The 17612-nt window shown below is 43.7% G+C and carries 20 protein-coding genes; 13 read left to right on the forward strand and 7 right to left on the reverse strand.

Annotation, left to right across the window (positions count from 1 at the left end; translation table 11 throughout):
- Nucleotides 1-6: 6 nt before the first annotated feature.
- The 11 genes from fabG (at nt 7) to ODU46_RS04865 (ending at nt 9448) form a co-directional block, all read left to right on the forward strand.
- Entirely contained in the window at nt 7-741 is a 735-nt protein-coding gene (gene fabG / locus ODU46_RS04815; RefSeq protein ID WP_105136346.1) for a 3-oxoacyl-[acyl-carrier-protein] reductase, read from the forward strand.
- A gap of 293 nt (nt 742-1034) precedes the next feature.
- On the forward strand, nt 1035-2270 hold the full coding sequence (gene fabF, locus ODU46_RS04820) for a beta-ketoacyl-ACP synthase II (RefSeq protein WP_029174475.1): 1236 nt from the start codon (nt 1035-1037) through the stop codon (nt 2268-2270).
- On the forward strand, nt 2271-2747 hold the full coding sequence (gene accB / locus ODU46_RS04825) for an acetyl-CoA carboxylase biotin carboxyl carrier protein (protein WP_398579320.1): 477 nt from the start codon (nt 2271-2273) through the stop codon (nt 2745-2747).
- Nucleotides 2744-3166: a 3-hydroxyacyl-ACP dehydratase FabZ gene (gene fabZ, locus ODU46_RS04830; protein ID WP_024378919.1), complete on the forward strand. Its 423-nt coding sequence runs from the start codon at nt 2744-2746 to the stop codon at nt 3164-3166. Before accB ends, fabZ begins: the two co-directional genes overlap by 4 nt.
- 296 nt (nt 3167-3462) lie before the next feature.
- Nucleotides 3463-4830, forward strand: a complete 1368-nt coding sequence (locus tag ODU46_RS04835; RefSeq protein WP_398579321.1) for an acetyl-CoA carboxylase biotin carboxylase subunit — start codon at nt 3463-3465, stop codon at nt 4828-4830.
- 286 nt (nt 4831-5116) lie between these two features.
- A complete protein-coding gene (gene accD / locus ODU46_RS04840; protein WP_398579322.1) occupies nt 5117-5983 on the forward strand; it encodes an acetyl-CoA carboxylase, carboxyltransferase subunit beta in 867 nt (288 codons plus the stop codon).
- Nucleotides 5980-6753: an acetyl-CoA carboxylase carboxyl transferase subunit alpha gene (locus tag ODU46_RS04845; RefSeq protein ID WP_398579323.1), complete on the forward strand. Its 774-nt coding sequence runs from the start codon at nt 5980-5982 to the stop codon at nt 6751-6753. The genes accD and ODU46_RS04845 overlap by 4 nt, the downstream gene beginning before the upstream one ends.
- A 63-nt stretch (nt 6754-6816) precedes the next feature.
- Entirely contained in the window at nt 6817-7290 is a 474-nt protein-coding gene (locus ODU46_RS04850) for a GNAT family N-acetyltransferase (protein WP_313681138.1), read from the forward strand.
- Nucleotides 7283-7915: a hypothetical protein gene (locus ODU46_RS04855; RefSeq protein ID WP_024392572.1), complete on the forward strand. Its 633-nt coding sequence runs from the start codon at nt 7283-7285 to the stop codon at nt 7913-7915. The genes ODU46_RS04850 and ODU46_RS04855 overlap by 8 nt, the downstream gene beginning before the upstream one ends.
- A gap of 159 nt (nt 7916-8074) precedes the next feature.
- Nucleotides 8075-8746 carry a lysostaphin resistance A-like protein gene (locus ODU46_RS04860; protein WP_398579324.1) on the forward strand — a complete coding sequence of 224 codons (672 nt, stop codon included), beginning with the start codon at nt 8075-8077 and terminating at the stop codon, nt 8744-8746.
- 42 nt (nt 8747-8788) lie between these two features.
- The gene (locus ODU46_RS04865) at nt 8789-9448 is read left to right on the forward strand and encodes a CPBP family intramembrane glutamic endopeptidase (protein WP_238600096.1); all 660 of its coding nucleotides are present in this window, start codon (nt 8789-8791) and stop codon (nt 9446-9448) included.
- A 38-nt stretch (nt 9449-9486) separates the two neighbouring features.
- Here the strand turns inward: ODU46_RS04865 and ODU46_RS04870 are convergent, their stop codons facing one another.
- The 7 genes from ODU46_RS04870 to ODU46_RS04900 all read right to left on the reverse strand — a co-directional run bounded on the left by ODU46_RS04870 (nt 9487) and on the right by ODU46_RS04900 (nt 15433).
- Nucleotides 9487-9702 carry a PspC domain-containing protein gene (locus ODU46_RS04870; RefSeq protein ID WP_024381939.1) on the reverse strand — a complete coding sequence of 72 codons (216 nt, stop codon included), beginning with the start codon at nt 9700-9702 and terminating at the stop codon, nt 9487-9489.
- An 11-nt stretch (nt 9703-9713) separates the two neighbouring features.
- Nucleotides 9714-10988, reverse strand: a complete 1275-nt coding sequence (gene serS, locus ODU46_RS04875) for a serine--tRNA ligase (protein WP_024395410.1) — start codon at nt 10986-10988, stop codon at nt 9714-9716.
- Between the two features lie 216 nt (nt 10989-11204).
- Entirely contained in the window at nt 11205-11576 is a 372-nt protein-coding gene (locus tag ODU46_RS04880) for a DUF956 family protein (protein WP_398579325.1), read from the reverse strand.
- 60 nt (nt 11577-11636) lie between these two features.
- Nucleotides 11637-12548: a PTS system mannose/fructose/sorbose family transporter subunit IID gene (locus ODU46_RS04885; protein WP_002942570.1), complete on the reverse strand. Its 912-nt coding sequence runs from the start codon at nt 12546-12548 to the stop codon at nt 11637-11639.
- Between the two features lie 17 nt (nt 12549-12565).
- The gene (locus tag ODU46_RS04890; RefSeq protein ID WP_024384519.1) at nt 12566-13375 is read right to left on the reverse strand and encodes a PTS mannose/fructose/sorbose transporter subunit IIC; all 810 of its coding nucleotides are present in this window, start codon (nt 13373-13375) and stop codon (nt 12566-12568) included.
- A gap of 31 nt (nt 13376-13406) precedes the next feature.
- Nucleotides 13407-14399 carry a PTS sugar transporter subunit IIB gene (locus ODU46_RS04895; protein ID WP_012775315.1) on the reverse strand — a complete coding sequence of 331 codons (993 nt, stop codon included), beginning with the start codon at nt 14397-14399 and terminating at the stop codon, nt 13407-13409.
- A 221-nt stretch (nt 14400-14620) separates the two neighbouring features.
- Nucleotides 14621-15433 carry a Cof-type HAD-IIB family hydrolase gene (locus ODU46_RS04900; protein ID WP_024384520.1) on the reverse strand — a complete coding sequence of 271 codons (813 nt, stop codon included), beginning with the start codon at nt 15431-15433 and terminating at the stop codon, nt 14621-14623.
- A gap of 343 nt (nt 15434-15776) precedes the next feature.
- Between ODU46_RS04900 and ODU46_RS04905 the strand changes: the two genes are divergently transcribed.
- Both ODU46_RS04905 and tnpA read left to right on the forward strand, forming a co-directional pair.
- Complete coding sequence (locus tag ODU46_RS04905) at nt 15777-17237, forward strand: NCS2 family permease (protein ID WP_398579326.1); 1461 nt, start codon at nt 15777-15779, stop codon at nt 17235-17237.
- Between the two features lie 200 nt (nt 17238-17437).
- On the forward strand, nt 17438-17612 hold a 175-nt coding region (gene tnpA / locus ODU46_RS04910; protein WP_256768521.1), incomplete at its 3' end, for an IS200/IS605 family transposase.

Genomic DNA, 17612 nt, shown 5'->3' on the forward strand with positions numbered 1-17612 from the left:
GGAATCATGGAATTAACAAATAAAAATGTTTTTGTAACAGGTTCAAGTCGAGGAATCGGCTTGGCCATTGCCCATAAGTTTGCCAGTCTTGGTGCCAATGTGGTGCTGAACGGTCGTGGTCAATTAGGGCAAGAGATTCTGGATAGCTTTGCAGATTACGGTGTGAAAGTCCTAGCTATTTCAGGAGATATTTCGAGCGCGGAAGATGCCAAACGAATGGTGGCAGAAGCCATCGAAACCCTCGGGAGCGTCGATATTTTGGTCAACAATGCAGGGATTACCAAAGACGGTATGGCTCTTCGTATGACAGAAGAGGATTTTGATACGGTTCTGAAGGTAAATCTTACTGGAACTTTTAATATGACGCAGGCTGTTTTGAAACCAATGACAAAGGCTCGTGAGGGTGCTATTATCAATCTGTCAAGTGTATCTGGCTTGATTGGAAATGCTGGACAGGCCAATTATTCTGCTTCTAAGGCAGGTGTGATTGGATTTACTAAAGCCATTGCCCGTGAGGTTGCTGGGCGAAATGTTCGTGTCAATGCGATTGCGCCGGGCTTTATCCAGTCTGATATGACAGATGTTTTATCTGACAAGATTAAAGAAGCTATGACTGCACAAATTCCTATGAAACGCTTTGGTGCGACAGAAGAAGTAGCTGATGTTGCTGTATTCCTTGCCAAGCAAGAATATCTAACTGGACAGGTGATTGCGGTTGACGGCGGTTTGACCATGCAGTAATCCAGTCTTCCAGTTTATCTTTTATTACTTCGACGAGCGAGGAAACTACGTTTCCAGATTTCCAGCTTCAAACAATCTATTGGATTGTTTGAACTCGCTTTGCCGTACTAACGGAGCGTTACTTACTATCGTAAGTACGATTTCCAATCTTCAATAGTCCACTGGACTATTGAAGATGTCTGCAGCTTGTTGAAATGAACTTTGTTCGTAGTACTAAAAGCAAACTGAAAGACTGCAATAACGCACTGTAAATTCAATGTTGTTTTGTGTGTTATTTTAAGAGAGGTTTGAAAATGACAAAATTAAATCGTGTAGTAGTAACAGGCTACGGTCTGACATCTCCAATCGGAAATACGCCAGAGGAGTTCTGGGATAGTTTGAAAGCAGGGAAAATTGGGATCGGAAAGATTACCAAGTTTGATACCAGTGAATATTCGGTCCATAATGCTGCGGAATTAAAAGATTTTCCTTTTGACAAATATTTCGTTAAAAAGGATACAAATCGCTACGATAATTACTCACTCTATGCACTCTATGCAGCTAAAGAAGCGATTGCTAATGCACAGCTGGATACAGAGACAGTGGATAGTGACCGTTTTGGCGTTATCTTATCAACAGGTATCGGTGGTATTTTGGAAATTGAAGAGCAAGTGGCTCGGATGAACGAAAAAGGTCCAAAACGCATTCGTCCCATGGCTCTTCCAAAGGCCTTGCCAAACATGGCTGCTGGAAATATTGCTATGCAGGTCGGTGCCAATGGTGTCTGCAAGTGTGTCATCACAGCCTGTGCTTCGTCAAATGATGCCTTAGGAGAAGCCTTCCGTGAAATCAAGTTTGGTTTCCAAGATGTCATGTTGGCAGGTGGAGCAGAAGCAGCCATTACTCCGTTTGCAATCGGTGGCTTCCAAGCTTTGACAGCTATGTCGACTACTGAGGATCCAGAACGTGCGTCTATTCCATTTGACAAGGACCGCAATGGTTTTGTCATGGGAGAGGGTTCCGCGGTTCTAGTATTGGAAAGTTTGGAACACGCAGAAGCGCGTGGGGCGACGATTTTGGCTGAAATCGTTGGTTATGGAAATACTTGCGATGCTTACCACATGACTTCTCCACATCCAGAAGGTCTGGGTGCTATTAAGGCCATGAAGTTGGCCATTTCAGAAGCAGGTTTAGAACCAGCTGATATTGACTATATCAATGCCCATGGTACTTCGACACCGGCTAATGAAAAAGGGGAAAGCCAAGCTATCGTATCCGTCTTCGGCAAGAACACGCCAGTTTCTTCCACCAAGTCCTTTACAGGTCACTTGTTGGGGGCAGCGGGTGCAGTTGAGGCGGCAGCAGTCATTGAGGCCATGCGTCATTCTTACGCACCAAAGACAGCTGGTACGACAGAATTATCTGAAGATATTGAAGCGGATGTCATTTATGGACAGGGGCGTGATATGGAAATCCGCCATGCCATTTCAAATACATTTGGCTTTGGAGGTCACAACTCGGTGATTGCTTTCAAACGTTGGGAGGCTTAAGTGAATATTACAGAAATAAAGGACTTGATGAGTCAGTTTGACCAGTCAAGTTTGCGAGAATTTTCATATAGCAATGCTGGGGAAACCTTGCATTTCAGTAAAAATCAGCAGGCGACAGCGGCTCCGAGTCCAGCGGTAGAAGCTCCGCTTGTTCCAGTAACTCCTGCAAGCCCAGCCCCTGTGCCAGCAGTCGAAACCAGTGAGCCAGCTCCAGTAGAAGCAGGTGCAAGCTCTGTGGCAGAAGGTACGGTAGTGGAAAGTCCCTTGGTCGGCGTGGCTTATTTGTCGCCAGCCCCTGACAAGCCAGCCTTTGTAGCAGTTGGCGATACGGTCAAAAAAGGGCAGACTCTCATGATTATCGAAGCCATGAAGGTCATGAACGAAGTGCCTGTTGACCGTGACGGTGTGGTCACAGAGATTTTGGTGGCCAACCAGGACGTTGTAGAATTTGGACAAGGATTGGTACGCATCAAATGATTGATATTTTGAAAATTAAAGAGGCTCTTCCTCATCGCTATCCAATGCTCTTGGTCGATCGTGTCCTTGAAGTATCGGAAGATGAGATTGTGGCTCTCAAAAATGTGACCATTAACGAGCCCTTCTTTAACGGACATTTCCCAGACTATCCTGTCATGCCAGGTGTTCTCATCATGGAGGCGTTGGCACAAACCGCAGGTGTCTTGGAATTGTCCAAGGAAGAAAACAAGGGCAAGCTGGTCTTTTATGCCGGCATGGATAAGGTTAAATTTAAGAAGCAAGTTGTACCTGGTGACCAGTTGATTATGACCGCTAAATTTGTCAAACGCCGTGGAACCATTGCGGTCGTTGAGGCAAAGGCAGAAGTGGACGGAAAACTGGCTGCGTCGGGGGTGTTGACTTTTGCTATTGGTAAATAAATCAGTTCTCCATTTTATCTTTTATTGCGTCGACGAACGAGGAAACTTCGTTTCCTTATTTCCAACTTCAAATAATTTCATCATTATTTGAACTCGTTTTGACGTACCCAAGTACTGTCTACAACAATCGATACGAATTTTATTCGTCTCATTTCCAACCTCCAAAGGTTTCCTAAACCTTTGGAGCAAGCACTAAAAGTAAAATGAAGAACTGCTATTGATAACCGTTATTTAATATTCTCGCCTTGAGATTGTTATAACAATTATTCTATGTTAAAAAGGAGATAGGATTCATCATGTTTGAGAAGATTTTGATTGCCAATCGTGGTGAGATTGCAGTGCGGATTATTCGTGCGGCCAGGGAGTTGGGGATTGCGACGGTGGCTGTCTATTCAGAGGCTGACAAGGAAGCCCTCCACACCATGTTGGCAGATGAGGCTATCTGTATTGGACCGGCTCGTTCGACAGATTCCTATCTCAATATGCAGGCGGTCATCTCGGCGGCTGTTGTGACGGGTGCCCAGGCCATTCATCCCGGCTTTGGATTTTTGAGTGAAAACTCCAAATTCGCCACCCTCTGTGAAGAGGTCGGTATCAAGTTTATCGGACCTTCTGGGACGGTCATGGATACCATGGGCGATAAAATCAATGCTCGGTCGGAGATGATTAAGGCTCAAGTGCCTGTTATTCCAGGATCAGACGGTGAAGTCTTAACCAGCCAAGAAGCCCTTGAAATCGCTGAAAAGATTGGCTACCCTGTCATGCTCAAGGCATCGGCTGGTGGTGGCGGTAAGGGGATTCGTAAGGTGGAAAAAGCCGAAGACCTAGTGCCTGCCTTTGAATCAGCTTCCAGTGAAGCCAAGGCAGCCTTTGGTAACGGAGCCATGTATATGGAGCGTGTCGTCTATCCAGCCCGCCACATCGAAGTACAGATTTTGGCAGATCAGTACGGTCATGTCATTCATCTGGGCGAACGGGATTGTTCCCTTCAACGCAACAACCAGAAGGTCTTGGAAGAAGCTCCGTCGATTGCTATCGGCCAGACCATGCGGGATCGTATCGGTCAAGCAGCAGTGCGGGCTGCCCAGTCAGTTGGCTATGAAAATGCGGGTACCATTGAGTTCCTATTGGATGAAGCCAAGGGCGAATTTTACTTCATGGAAATGAACACACGGGTGCAGGTGGAACATCCAGTTACTGAATTTGTTACCGGTGTGGATATTGTCAAGGAACAAATCAAGATTGCGGCTGGTCAGGAACTCAGCGTCCGCCAAGAAGATGTGCGGATTACAGGCCATGCCATTGAATGCCGTATCAATGCTGAAAATCCAGCCTTCAATTTTGCCCCAAGTCCAGGTAAGATTTCCAATCTCTACCTACCAAGCGGTGGCGTTGGTTTGCGTGTGGATTCGGCAGTTTATCCAGGCTACACCATTCCGCCATATTATGATTCTATGATTGCCAAGGTTATCGTGCATGGGGAAAATCGTTTTGAAGCCCTGATGAAGATGCAGCGAGCCCTATACGAATTGGAAATTGACGGAGTGGTGACCAATACTGACTTCCAGCTGGATTTAATTTCCGACAAGCGAGTGGTGGCTGGTGATTACGACACCGCCTACCTCATGGAAGAATTTTTACCCCGCTATCAAGCAGAATTATAGTCTTTTAGTTTACTTTTAGTACTCGCTCCAACTATCTGGTGGATAGTTGGAGGTTGGAAATAGAGCGAACAAAGTTCGCATCAACAGCCACAGGCATAACTCAATGCTTTCTTGTTTCTAGGCATTGACTTGAAACAGTCCCCCAGACTGTTTCAATCAGGCAAGGCGAGTTCAAATACTCCAGTGGAGTGTTTGAAGTTGGAAATAAGGAAACGGAGTTTCCTCTTACGTCGAAGTAATAAAAGGAAAACTAAATGACGATAAAAAAGTAAACTAGGAGAATGCTATGGCTTTGTTTCGCAAAAAGGACAAATATATCCGCATCAACCCCAATCGTTCGCGGATAGAGTCAGCACCTCAAGCAAAGCCAGAGGTGCCAGATGAACTCTTTTCCAAATGCCCAGCTTGTAAGGTAATCCTTTACAAGAAGGACTTGGGACCAGAGAAAACCTGTCAACACTGTTCCTATAATTTTCGAATTACAGCCCAGGAACGCTTGGCATTGACAGTGGATGAAGGCTCGTTCGAGGAATTGTTTACAGGGATTGAAACCAAAAATCCCTTGAACTTCCCTAATTATCTCGAAAAACTGGCAGCCACCCGTCAAAAGACAGGTTTGGACGAGGCTGTTTTGACAGGAAAGGCGACAATCGGCGGACAACCAGTTGCCCTTGGAATCATGGATTCTCACTTTATCATGGCTTCAATGGGAACAGTGGTCGGTGAGAAAATTACCCGCCTCTTTGAACTGGCTACTGAAGAGAAATTGCCAGTCGTCCTTTTTACCGCATCTGGCGGTGCTCGGATGCAGGAAGGCATTATGAGCCTGATGCAAATGGCTAAGATTTCGGCAGCTGTAAAACGCCATTCCAATGCTGGCCTCTTCTACCTGACAGTCTTGACAGACCCGACAACAGGAGGTGTGACGGCTAGTTTTGCTATGGAGGGCGATATTATCCTGGCTGAGCCGCAGACCTTGGTTGGCTTTGCTGGCCGCAGGGTCATTGAGTCAACTGTGCGTGAAAATCTGCCAGACGATTTCCAGAAGGCTGAATTTTTACAAGAACACGGCTTTGTCGATGCCATTGTGAAGCGTCAGGACTTGCCAGCGACCATTAGTCGCTTGTTGAGAATGCATGGAGGTGTCAGATGACCAGTGATGTAGCACGTATGATCCGTTTGGCACGTGACCAAGCTCGCCTGACGACCTTGGACTATGCCACACAGCTCTTTGATGACTTTATCGAATTGCACGGCGATCGAAATTTCCGCGATGACGGAGCAGTTGTGGGTGGCATCGGCTTTATAGCAGGTCAGCCGGTGACAGTTATTGGTATCCAAAAAGGGAAGAACCTCCAGGACAACCTCAAACGCAACTTCGGTCAGCCCCACCCAGAAGGCTACCGCAAAGCCCTTCGTCTCATGAAGCAGGCGGAGAAGTTCGGTCGTCCCGTTGTCACCTTTATCAATACCGCTGGAGCCTATCCAGGTGTCGGTGCCGAGGAGCGTGGGCAGGGCGAGGCCATTGCCCGAAACCTCATGGAGATGAGCGACCTCAAGGTACCCATTATCGCCATTATCATCGGTGAGGGAGGCTCTGGTGGAGCACTTGCCCTAGCAGTCGCAGACCAGGTCTGGATGCTGGAAAACTCCATGTACGCCGTCCTCAGCCCTGAAGGTTTCGCCTCTATCCTCTGGAAAGACGGCGGTCGGGCCATGGAAGCGGCAGAACTCATGAAGATCACTTCTTATGAGTTGGAGAAACTCCAAGTGGTTGATCGGGTTGTTTTGGAAAATGGCAGAGCGACAAAGGAAGTCTTGGCCGACATCAAGGAAAACTTGGTCAGTCAGTTGGCTCAACTACAAGCCTTGCCACTTGATGAGCTACTCGAAAACCGTTATCAACGCTTTAGGAAATACTAGGAAGACCTAGTATTTTTTTGCTATATTTGATATAATAAATGAAATTATTTCAGGAGGTTTTCCATGTTAGTAAAAGCGGATCTATCAAACGCAGAAGAATTGCTACCTATTCAACACCGAGCATTTGCAGCCTTGTATGAAACCTATCAGGACCAATACAACCCTGCCATTGAAACTATGGACTACTTCCAATCACGGTTTGCACGACCAAATTGCACCTACTACAAGATTGTCGAGGAAGGGCACACAGTCGGACTGGTACGAACAACGGTCGCTGAAGATGCAGACCAGGGCTGGCTAGGTCTGATTGGCATTGATCCAGACCACAGAGGAAAAGGCTATGGTCATAAGGCAATGCTAGAATTAGAAAGTCTTTATCCGACAGTCAAGCGGTGGGTACTCTGTACGGTTTTACAGGAGCCTAGATTGGTCGCTTTCTACGAAAAACTCGGCTACAAGGCTATCAAAACCGAGCCTGAGCAGGAAGGCATGGATATGGTCTATATGGAGAAGTGGATAGGAGATTCAGATGTTTGAACAATGCCGTAGATATTTGGAATATCAAGGAGTTCATTATTGCAAGCCTGAAAAGGCAGGAGCTTCGGCAAGCGACATGACAGCCTTAAGAAGCTTAGCACAGGCAGCACGTAAGGAGTTTCAGACATTAAGTTTAGCCTTAGCTGAGCAAGTCGGTCCCTTGGTGCCCGAGAGAGTCAGTCAATGGATGAACCAAGCCCAGATTTGCAGACCGCATTTTTGGACCTATTACCGCCTTCCCTCTGCTAGTTCGTCGGCCCCAGCTTTCGCCATTCGTCTGTATGGTAAGGGAGCTGAAGCGGGGATTTCAGTAGAAGTTAGCTTCATTGAGCGAAAGAAGGTAGAGACCTCTCTGCTTCAGCAAAACCGTGTGCTGAACTGTCCGATTCAGGCACCGCTTTATTACAGGGTACAGGAGGGACAGGTATTTTATCGCTTGGATGGAACGGAGGAGAATAGGCAGATTTTACTAGAAGCTGTTGAAACGGGACAGGTTCGAAAAGTACTGGTCAAATATGACGTACCATTTGAAACGGTTGAGTCCGAAGAGGAACTGCTAGACCGCTTGGTTGGAGGCTTTTTTCTACTAGAACCTTATCTGAAGATGACAAAAACCACTGAATGATCAGTGGGCTGACAGTAAACAAGCATTGTCAGGATGTTTGTTTTTTGGTCATATTGATAAATCGATTGTATTATTGTAAAATTGTACTGTAAAAATAACACAAAGTATTTCAATGATATAATTGTTTGAATATTTGTATGTTGTGTAGCAGTAAAGGAGATGGGTGTGGAGAATGTAAGTCAAGGGATGAAATGGCTTGGTCGCAAGCTTTGGATACTACTGAGAGCGTTTGGTTTGGTATTGATTGCTGTTTTTCCAGATGCTATTTTAGAAATGTCTACCTCACCAGTAGCTCATTTGGGAATAGCTTTATCTTCCATTGGAGTTATGGTCTTTATGTATTGGAGGGCTGAAAAGAATGGCATTACCATCTGGGATAGAAGTTTTTTAACTTGGAAAGGTCTTGGTTTTGTTGTCGTAACTTTCACAGTGGCTCAGCTATTTAAACACCTTGGCTATTACATTATGGAACTTCAGGGGATTGAAGATACTAGCAATGAGATTGAATTAACAAAGATATTGGAGAACATTCCATTTTGGGTGGCTCTGATCAATATGGCTTGTTTGCCTGCTATCGCAGAAGAGGTCATTACTAGAGGCTATCTATTCAAAAAGCTATTTGAAAAGCACAAGATGTTAGGAATTTTGGTCTCTGGGTTGATTTTTGCTTTCTTACATGGACCGACAGATTTTGGCTCTTGGATTATTTATGCCAGCCCGGGATTTTTACTAGCGTTCTTGTACTATAAGACGGACTACCTCATCTATCCTATCGCTGTTCATTTTATCAACAATGCCTGGTCGGTAGTGGCATTCTATTATTTAAAATAAGGGAAGATAGAGACAAGAATCAGGGAGCAAAAGGAGAATAGTATGGAAAAATTAAGTCAAGGTTTAGAGTGGCTTGGTCGGAAGATATGGATTTTATTGAGAGTTTTTGGTTTTTTAATGATTTTCGTCATCCCGGATTTGATTTTAGAAGAGTCCAAGTCGCAACCTGTTCTGCTGATAACGGGGCTTGTGACAGTGGGAATTGTGGGGTTCTTCTGGTGGCGAGCTGAGAAAAATAGCTTACCCGTTTGGGATTCCAAGATTCTTTCTTGGGATGGAATGGCTCTCGTCATTTTGAGTTTTGCCATCATGCAGTTGACGGATATGGCTGGCTCGTTTCTACTAGAGTTACAAGGAGCAGAAACAACTGTCAATGAGACCCTGATTATGGAATCCTTGAAAGGAGTTCCGTTTTGGTTGGCAATTTTAACAACGGCATTTTTACCAGCCGTTGGAGAGGAAGTTATGCTACGCGGCTACTTTTTCAAAAAATTATTTGGTCATCATGCCATTTTAGGAATCATTGCCTCAAGCCTCCTTTTTGGATTGCTTCATGGACCAACGGACATCGGTTCATGGTTGATTTATGCGGGGAGTGGTATCATTTTGTCAACTCTCTATCATAAAACAGGCTATTTGATTTACCCGATTGCAGTGCACTTGGTAAACAATCTGATTGCCACTATTTTCTATTATCTATAAAAAAGCGACTCCTAGAAGGAGTCGTCTTTTGCTATGCTTTAGTTGAGTTCAGACTTGTCTGGTAAAAGTATAGCCAGAATGATGTAGGCAGTTAGAAAGGGTAGGTTGGTTACAATAGCTAATATAATGACCACCAAACGAACATTTTCTAATTTCCAACCGTAGTTTTCATATAGGTCAAAGTAGTCATAAAGACCTGCGATAACGCCAGCCAGTTCACCACGACTTTTGTCCTTATACCATTTCTTTTTCATATTCCTTACCTCTAAGGCTTAATCACATCAACCCCACCCATGTATGGACGGAGAACTTCTGGAATGGTGACAGATCCATCTTCGTTTTGGTAGTTTTCAAGGATTGCAGCTACGGTACGGCCAACTGCTAGACCAGAGCCGTTGAGGGTATGGAGCAATTTAACCTTGCCGTCAGCAGCATCGCGGTAGCGGATTTGGGCACGACGGGCTTGGAAATCCTCGGTATTTGAACAGCTTGAGATTTCACGGTAGGCATTTTGAGCAGGAATCCAGACTTCCAAGTCATAGGTCTTAGCAGCTGAGAAGCCCATATCGCCTGTACAGAGGGCCAAAACGCGGTAAGGCAAGCCTAGTTTTTGGAGAATATTCTCTGCGTTTGCCGTCATTTTTTCCAATTCATCATAAGACTGTTCTGGTGTGGCAAATTTGACCATTTCAACCTTGTGGAATTGGTGAAGGCGGATAAGGCCACGGGTGTCACGACCAGCAGAACCAGCTTCAGAACGGAAAGATGGGCTCATGGCTGTGAAGTAGATTGGCAGGTCTTTTTCTTCTAAAATCTCGTTGCGGTAGTAGTTGGTCAATGGTACTTCCGCAGTTGGAATGAGGACGAAGTTGGTGTCTGCCAGCTCAAAGGTATCTTCCTTGAACTTTGGATACTGACCAGTACCAAACATAGAGTCGTGGTTGACCATGTAAGGTGTGATGATTTCCTGATAGCCTTCTGCAATATGCTCGTCCAACATGAAGTTGTAGAGGGCACGTTCTAAGCGAGCACCCAAGTTCTTGTAGAAGAGGAAGCGGGCACCAGTTACTTTTGCGCCACGTTCCCAGTCCAGAATATCTAGGTCTTCGCCCAAATCCCAGTGAGCTTTTGGCTCGAAAGTGAATTCACGGGGAGTTCCCCAACGGCGAACTTCCACGTTTTCTTCTTCATCTGCACCAACAGGGACAGAATCGTGCGGCGTATTTGGAAGAACTGCAAGGATGGCATTTAGTTTTTCATCAATTTCCAAGAGTTCAGCATCCAAGTTTTTAACATCGGCAGACAATTTTTGCATAGCCGCAATCTTGTCGTCAGCATTTTCCTTGTTGCGTTTTGCTTGGGCAATCTCCGCAGAAACGGTGTTGCGCTCTGCTTTTAATTCTTCTACGGTAACCAAAATTTCACGGCGTTTTGCATCCAATTCCTTGATGTCTGCCAAGGTTTCGGCAGCCACACCACGAGTAGCTAATTTGGCAGCTACTCCGTCAAAATCTGTACGAATACGTTTGATATCTAGCATAGATGTCTCCTTTAGAATAAAAAACACAGAATGAGAGATGCTGGAGCGATATTTACCGCGGTTCCATCCAGCTTCACATTCTGTGCACTTGATTGTATTTTGATAATTTCATAACGGTAGAATTTCACAACTTTTTCCTATCTGCTCACAGCGACCGCAGACTTTCTGAAAGGAGCTAGAAGCTACTTATCCGTTTCTACTATTATACTTGATTTTTTATTTTTTGGCAAATAGATTCGAAATTTTTCTGCCGATTGTCTGCATAAGAGTCGGTAATTTTACAACTTTTTCATTGCCGATATGCTCACGGGCAATTTTAAGAATCTTACCAGAATCTTTAGAAGCAAACAAGAATCGACTTTTTTCTGTATAAATTTCAAAATGACGGCTGATTGTTTTTCCAGAAACGTTTGCGCCAATGCTAGTCATTTCTGACCAAGGAATCTGGATGTAGCGTTCAACGTTGCTATCTGGGTAGAACTCAAGTGCCTTGTCACCAATTAGAAATTTTCCAACCTTGCCACCAAAGCCCATGTAGGAAACCCCTGTGGTTTGGAGTTCAACGTTTGTATTTTGTGATTGTGCCATAGTGCTTCCCTTCCTAGATATTCATTATATCATAAAACCCCGCAAGAGCGGGGTCCTTGATTACATAATGTTGAAGAAACGAGCAAGAATACCTACGATGAAGAGACCGATAATCATTGTGATTGGTGTTACTTTCTTCTTAAGCAAGTGCATGCAGAGGAAAGTAAGGAGAAGTCCCATCAAACCTGGAATCAAGCTGTCCAACTGACCTTGTAATGTTTGAGCTTGAGTTGGTTCAAGGCTAAGTCCGCTAAGAGCTTGACCAAGAATACCTTTCAACTCAGCACCAGTAACAGTACCTTCTGGGAAGACGATGTAAGCTCCTTCTGACAATTGTTTGGCAGGAAGATTTACAGCGAAAGTAATAGATACCCAACGTTGAACAAGAACGGCAAGGATGAACATACCAAGGATTGAAGCACCTTTAGTGATGTCTTGAAGGATACCACCAGACATGTCTTTAGTGATTTCGCTACCAGCCTTGTAACCAAATTCTTGTGTGTACCATAGGAAGGCCATACGGATTGCGTTCCAACCAAAGAAGAAGATGATTGGTCCCATGATATTTCCAGATAGTGCAAGTGAAGCACCAAGAGCACCAAGGATTGGACGAACAGTAAACCAGAAGACTGGGTCACCGATACCAGCAAGAGGTCCCATCATACCGATTTTCACACCTTGGATAGCTGTGTCATCGATTTCAGCACCATTAGCACGCTCTTCTTCAAGGGCAAGAGTTACACCAAGGATTGGAGAAGCAACGTATGGGTGTGTGTTGAAGAATTCCAAGTGGCGCTCAAGAGCAGCAGCTTGATCTTCTTTTTTAGTGTAAAGTTTTTTGATAGCTGGGATCATTGCATAAGCCCAACCTAAGTTTTGCATACGCTCATAGTTCCATGAACCTTGAAGGAAGGTTGAACGCCACCAAACTTTTTTACGATCGCTTACGGAAAGTTGAATTTTTTCTGACATGATGAATCTCCCTTCTCTTAGTAGTCTTCAAGGATGTCGCCGATTGGGTCGTTAGATGAAGCACCACCGTTACCTGATCCGCCTTGTTTTGACAAGTTGAGGTAGATAAGCGCGATTGCAACACCGATAACACCAAGTGCGATAAGTGTCAATTGGCTGATAGCGGCAAAGGCAAAACCAAGTGCGAAGAATGGCCATACTTCACGAGTTGCCATCATGTTGATAACCATAGCGTAACCTACGGCAACAACCATACCACCACCAACGGCCATACCACCTGACAACCAAGCTGGCATTGCTTCAAGTACTGATTGAACAGCTTCTGCAGGAATTGCAAGAAGAAGAGCTGCAGGAACTGCGATACGCAAACCTTGAAGGAGAAGTGCAAACAAGTGGTAACGTTCTACAGCAGCGAAGTTTGCATCTTTAGCAGCATTGTCAGCACCGTGTACAAGACCGACTGAGATAGTACGAACGATCATTGTAAGGAAAAGACCAGCTACGGCAAGAGGGATAGCAGTTGTTGTTGCAACGGCAATACCTTCAGTTGAGAAGTCGCCACCTTTGATCATGATGATTGCAGCAGCTACAGAAGCAAGAGCAGCGTCAGGAGCAACAGCTGCACCAATGTTTGCCCAACCAAGTGCAATCATTTGTAGAGAACCACCAAGCATAACACCTGCAGCCAAGTTACCAGTCACAAGACCGATAAGGGTACAAGCTACCAATGGTTGATGGAATTGGAATTCGTCAAGGATACCTTCAAGACCAGCGAAGAAGGCAACGATGACAACGAGAATTGCAGAAATAAGTGTAATATCTGACATGTTGTAATCCTTTCTATACTAACAGATCGATTTATTGAACGTTTGCCTTGTTGATAAGTTCAAACAAGTCTTTCTTCGAATCGTTTGGTACTTTACGCACATCAAATTCAACGCCAAGGTCACGCAATTTTTCAAAGGTTGCAACGTCATCTTTGTCCATTGACAATACGTTGTTAACCATTGTTTTACCAGTTGAGTGAGCCATAGAACCAACGTTCAATTCTTTGATTTCAACACCACCTTCAATTGCTTCAAGAGCTTCTTGAGGAGTTTCGAAAAGAATCAAGGCGTGAGTGTTACCGAATCGAGGGTCTTTAGAAACCTCAATCAATTTCTTGATTGGGACAACGTTCGCTTTTACGTTACCAGGTGCAGCTTGTTTGATGAGTTGTTTACGCAATTCATCTTTGGCAACTGTATCTGATGCAACGATGATACGATCTGCTTTGGAAGCAGGAGTCCAACCAGTCGCCACTTGACCGTGCAAGAGACGAGTGTCGATACGGGCTAAGTTGATTTTCAACTTGCCATCACCGATAACAGTACCTGGAGGGATAGCACCTTGTAGTGCAACAGGAGCAGCATCGGCAACAGGAGCAGCTTCAGCTGGTTGAAGTTCTTCTGGAAGAACTTTGATACCATCTTTGGCTTCCTTGATAATGTTTGCCGCAACTTCCTCCACGCCAGCAGCAGCGTTAATCATACGCTCTGTGTAAGCTTGGATAAGCATTGGCAAGTTTAGACCGGTGATGATAGCAAACTTACGATCTGGATTTTCACCAGCTACACGGCTTGCTTGGTTGAATGGTGAACCACTCCAAAGGTCAGCCAAAACCAAAACTTCATCATCGGCATCGAATGCGTCCACGGCAGCATTTAGCTTAGCGTATAAATCATCTGGACCTTCACTTGGCATAAAAGTAACAACTTGTACTTTTTCTTGTTCGCCAAAGATCATTGAACCTGACTGATGAATACCAGCAGCAAATTCGCCATGACTTGCAATAATGATTCCAATACTCATTATTGATCCTCCTAAATTTTTCTTGTTCATGTAAAAACCATTGAATGGGCTTTCATGTTCGAACTGTAACATTATAAAACGTTTTCAGTGCATTTGTCAAGAGGAATTATGTTAAAAGTGCAAAATATTTCCGAAATTTTTCATAAGTTGGTTTCAGAAAAGTGATAAAAATATGCAACGAATATGACAAAAACCTGACAGTTTATCAGGTTTTTTGATGTCTATAAAAATAGGTTTTCTAGTTCACGTGCGACACCATCTTCAAAATTAGCAAATGCTGTCAATCTGTCGGCATGTGGACGAAGTGTATCGCTACAATTTTTCATGGCATAGGCCGTTCCTGCTAGGTCTAGCATCTCAACATCGTTGTGCTCATCGCCGAAGGCAATTAAGTCGCTAGGAGAGGCTTGGTAGAGGTTAAGAACATAGCTCAGAGCGGTTGCCTTATTGACACCTTTTGCACAAGTTTCGAGGATATTTAATGGTCCACCCCACGTATTGATTTCTAATTCATCTTTGAAATAGGCATTCATTTCTTTTGCAAGTTCATACTTATCTGTTGCACGAGTTTGCATAAGGATGGAATGAGGGTCACTGGTAATTAACTCAGGTCTGATGAGTGTATCTGGAGTAATCTGTTCAACCCCCATCAGAGCTGGATCAATCTTGTCTAAGTTCTTTTGAGTGATGTAGAATTTATTCTTGTATTCACCGGCAATAAAATCTGCCTCAAACGTTTCTTCTTCTTTTAGAAATTCGAGTAGGTATTTTTTGTCGATTAAAATATTTTGTTCCCATTGCCATTTCTTTCCAGGGATGTGAACTAAAGAACCGTTGAAATTAATCATGGGAGTATTCAGTTCTAGTTGGTGGTAATATTTTTCAGCCATTCGATAGGGGCGACCTGTGGCGATAAGAACGGTGTGTCCTGCTTGGCGGACCTTCTTTATAGTTGAGATGGTATAATCAGATAATTGACTATCATTATTGAGCAATGTGCCGTCCAAATCGATAGCAATGATTTTTTTCTTCATATTTAATAGCATTCCTTTCTAGAGTTGTTATACTAGTTTTTAATAGTAAGTAATATTTAGGTGGTAGCTAGATTGCTGAGAAATTGTTTTATGCGTCAAAGAATAGTACTTGTAGGTAAACATATCTTGAACTAATAATTTCCAGTATAACAAAAGGAGATAATAAAAGCAAAGAAGCAATAAATTTTTTATAGATCGTCCGCAACTTTTTAATGTTCGGTATTTGCGAATGTTAAAGACTGAAAATCAACGAAATAACGTTTTCAAGATTAAAAAACTTGAAATTAGAATGTTTTTTGATTATAATGTTTTTATCGTTCGTAAATTAAAGGAGAAATGAAAAATGGATCAATTTTTTAAATTGAAAGAACACGGAACGACGGTTTCAACAGAAATTATGGCAGGTCTTACGACTTTCTTTGCCATGTCCTATATTTTGTTCGTTAACCCGAGCGTATTGAGTGTGGCAGGTATGCCGACTCAGGCAGTCTTTTTAGCGACAATTATTGCGAGTGCTGTATCAACGCTTGTTATGGGATTATTTGCTAACGTACCTTACGCCTTGGCACCAGGCATGGGGTTGAATGCCTTCTTTACCTATACAGTGGTTATCGGTCTTGGTTTTACTTGGCAAGAAGCTTTGGCAATGGTTTTCCTCTGCGGTTTGTTTAACGTTTTTATTACCGTTACAAAGGTTCGTAAGAGCATTATTAAGGCGATTCCGATTAGCTTGCAACATGCCATCGGTGGAGGTATCGGGGTTTTTGTTGCCTATCTTGGTTTTAAAAACTCTAATTTAATCACCTTCTTGACATCTGGTTCAGATATTATTACTGTAAATGGTGTTGCTCCGGCAGATGCAACAGCAGAAACATTCTCAAACGGTGTTTTCTCAGTTTTTGCTGGTGGCGGTGTCGTACCTGGTATTTCAACCTTTACTGATCCAAGTGTTCTCTTGACAGTGTTCGGTCTCCTCTTGACAGCTGTTTTGGTTATTAAGAACGTGCGTGGAGCAATTTTGATTGGTATTATTGCAACGACTTTAGCTGGAATTCCAGCAGGTGTTGTGGATCTGTCTACAATCGATTTTGCAAATAACAATATCGGTACAGCCTTTGCGGAGCTTGGTACAACTTTCCTAGCGGCTTTTGATGGTCTATCTTCGCTCTTTGCTGACTCAAGCCGTCTACCACTTGTTTTGATGACCATCTTTGCATTCAGCTTGTCAGATACCTTTGACACACTTGGTACCTTTATCGGTACAGGTCGTAAGACTGGTATTTTCTCAGAAGAAGATGAGAAAGCTCTCGAAAATGGTACAGGCTTTAACTCTAAGATAGACAAGGCGCTCTTTGCAGATGCGATTGGTACTTCTATCGGTGCACTATTTGGTACTTCAAATACAACGACATATGTTGAATCGGCTGCAGGTATCTCTGCAGGTGGTCGTACTGGTCTGACAGCTGTTACAACTGCCGTTCTCTTCTTGCTATCAATTTTGATTTTACCATTCATTGGAATTGTACCAGCAGCGGCAACTGCTCCAGCTTTGATTATTGTCGGTGTCATGATGGTTTCATCATTCCTAGATGTGGATTGGAGCCAATTCGAAGACGCTCTTCCAGCCTTCTTTGCAGCCTTCTTCATGGCGCTTTGCTTCTCAATCTCATACGGTATTGCAGCAGCATTTATCTTCTATTGCTTGGTAAAAGTTTCAACAGGTAAGGCTAAAGAAATTCATCCAATCCTTTGGGGGGCTACAGCTCTATTTATTCTGAACTTCATCATTCTAGCCATCTTGTAATCTGTTTATTATCCTTGAACTGATCTTCATTTGAAGGTCAGTTTTTTTTATTATGTGACTTTTAGTCCGTCACGCTCCGTAAGGTGCGTGACAAATAAACCACCCGCTATGCGGGTGTGCGACGAAGGTTATACCAAAAAAACTCCAAACGCGATACAATAAAGGTGTTCAAGCCTATTGTAAAGCGAGAGGAGAAAAGTATGGCACAAAAGGCACATAGTTTATCACATACAAAGTGGCTGTGTAAATACCACATTGTCTTCACCCCTAAGTATAGACGAAAAATCATCTATAATCAATATCGAAGTAGTTTGGGAGAAATATTCCGACGTTTGTGTAGTTATAAAGGCGTAGAAATTATCGAAGGACATCTGA

This window comes from Streptococcus sp. 2020WUSS089, assembly GCF_044427405.1.
GTDB classification, from domain to species: domain Bacteria; phylum Bacillota; class Bacilli; order Lactobacillales; family Streptococcaceae; genus Streptococcus; species Streptococcus hashimotonensis.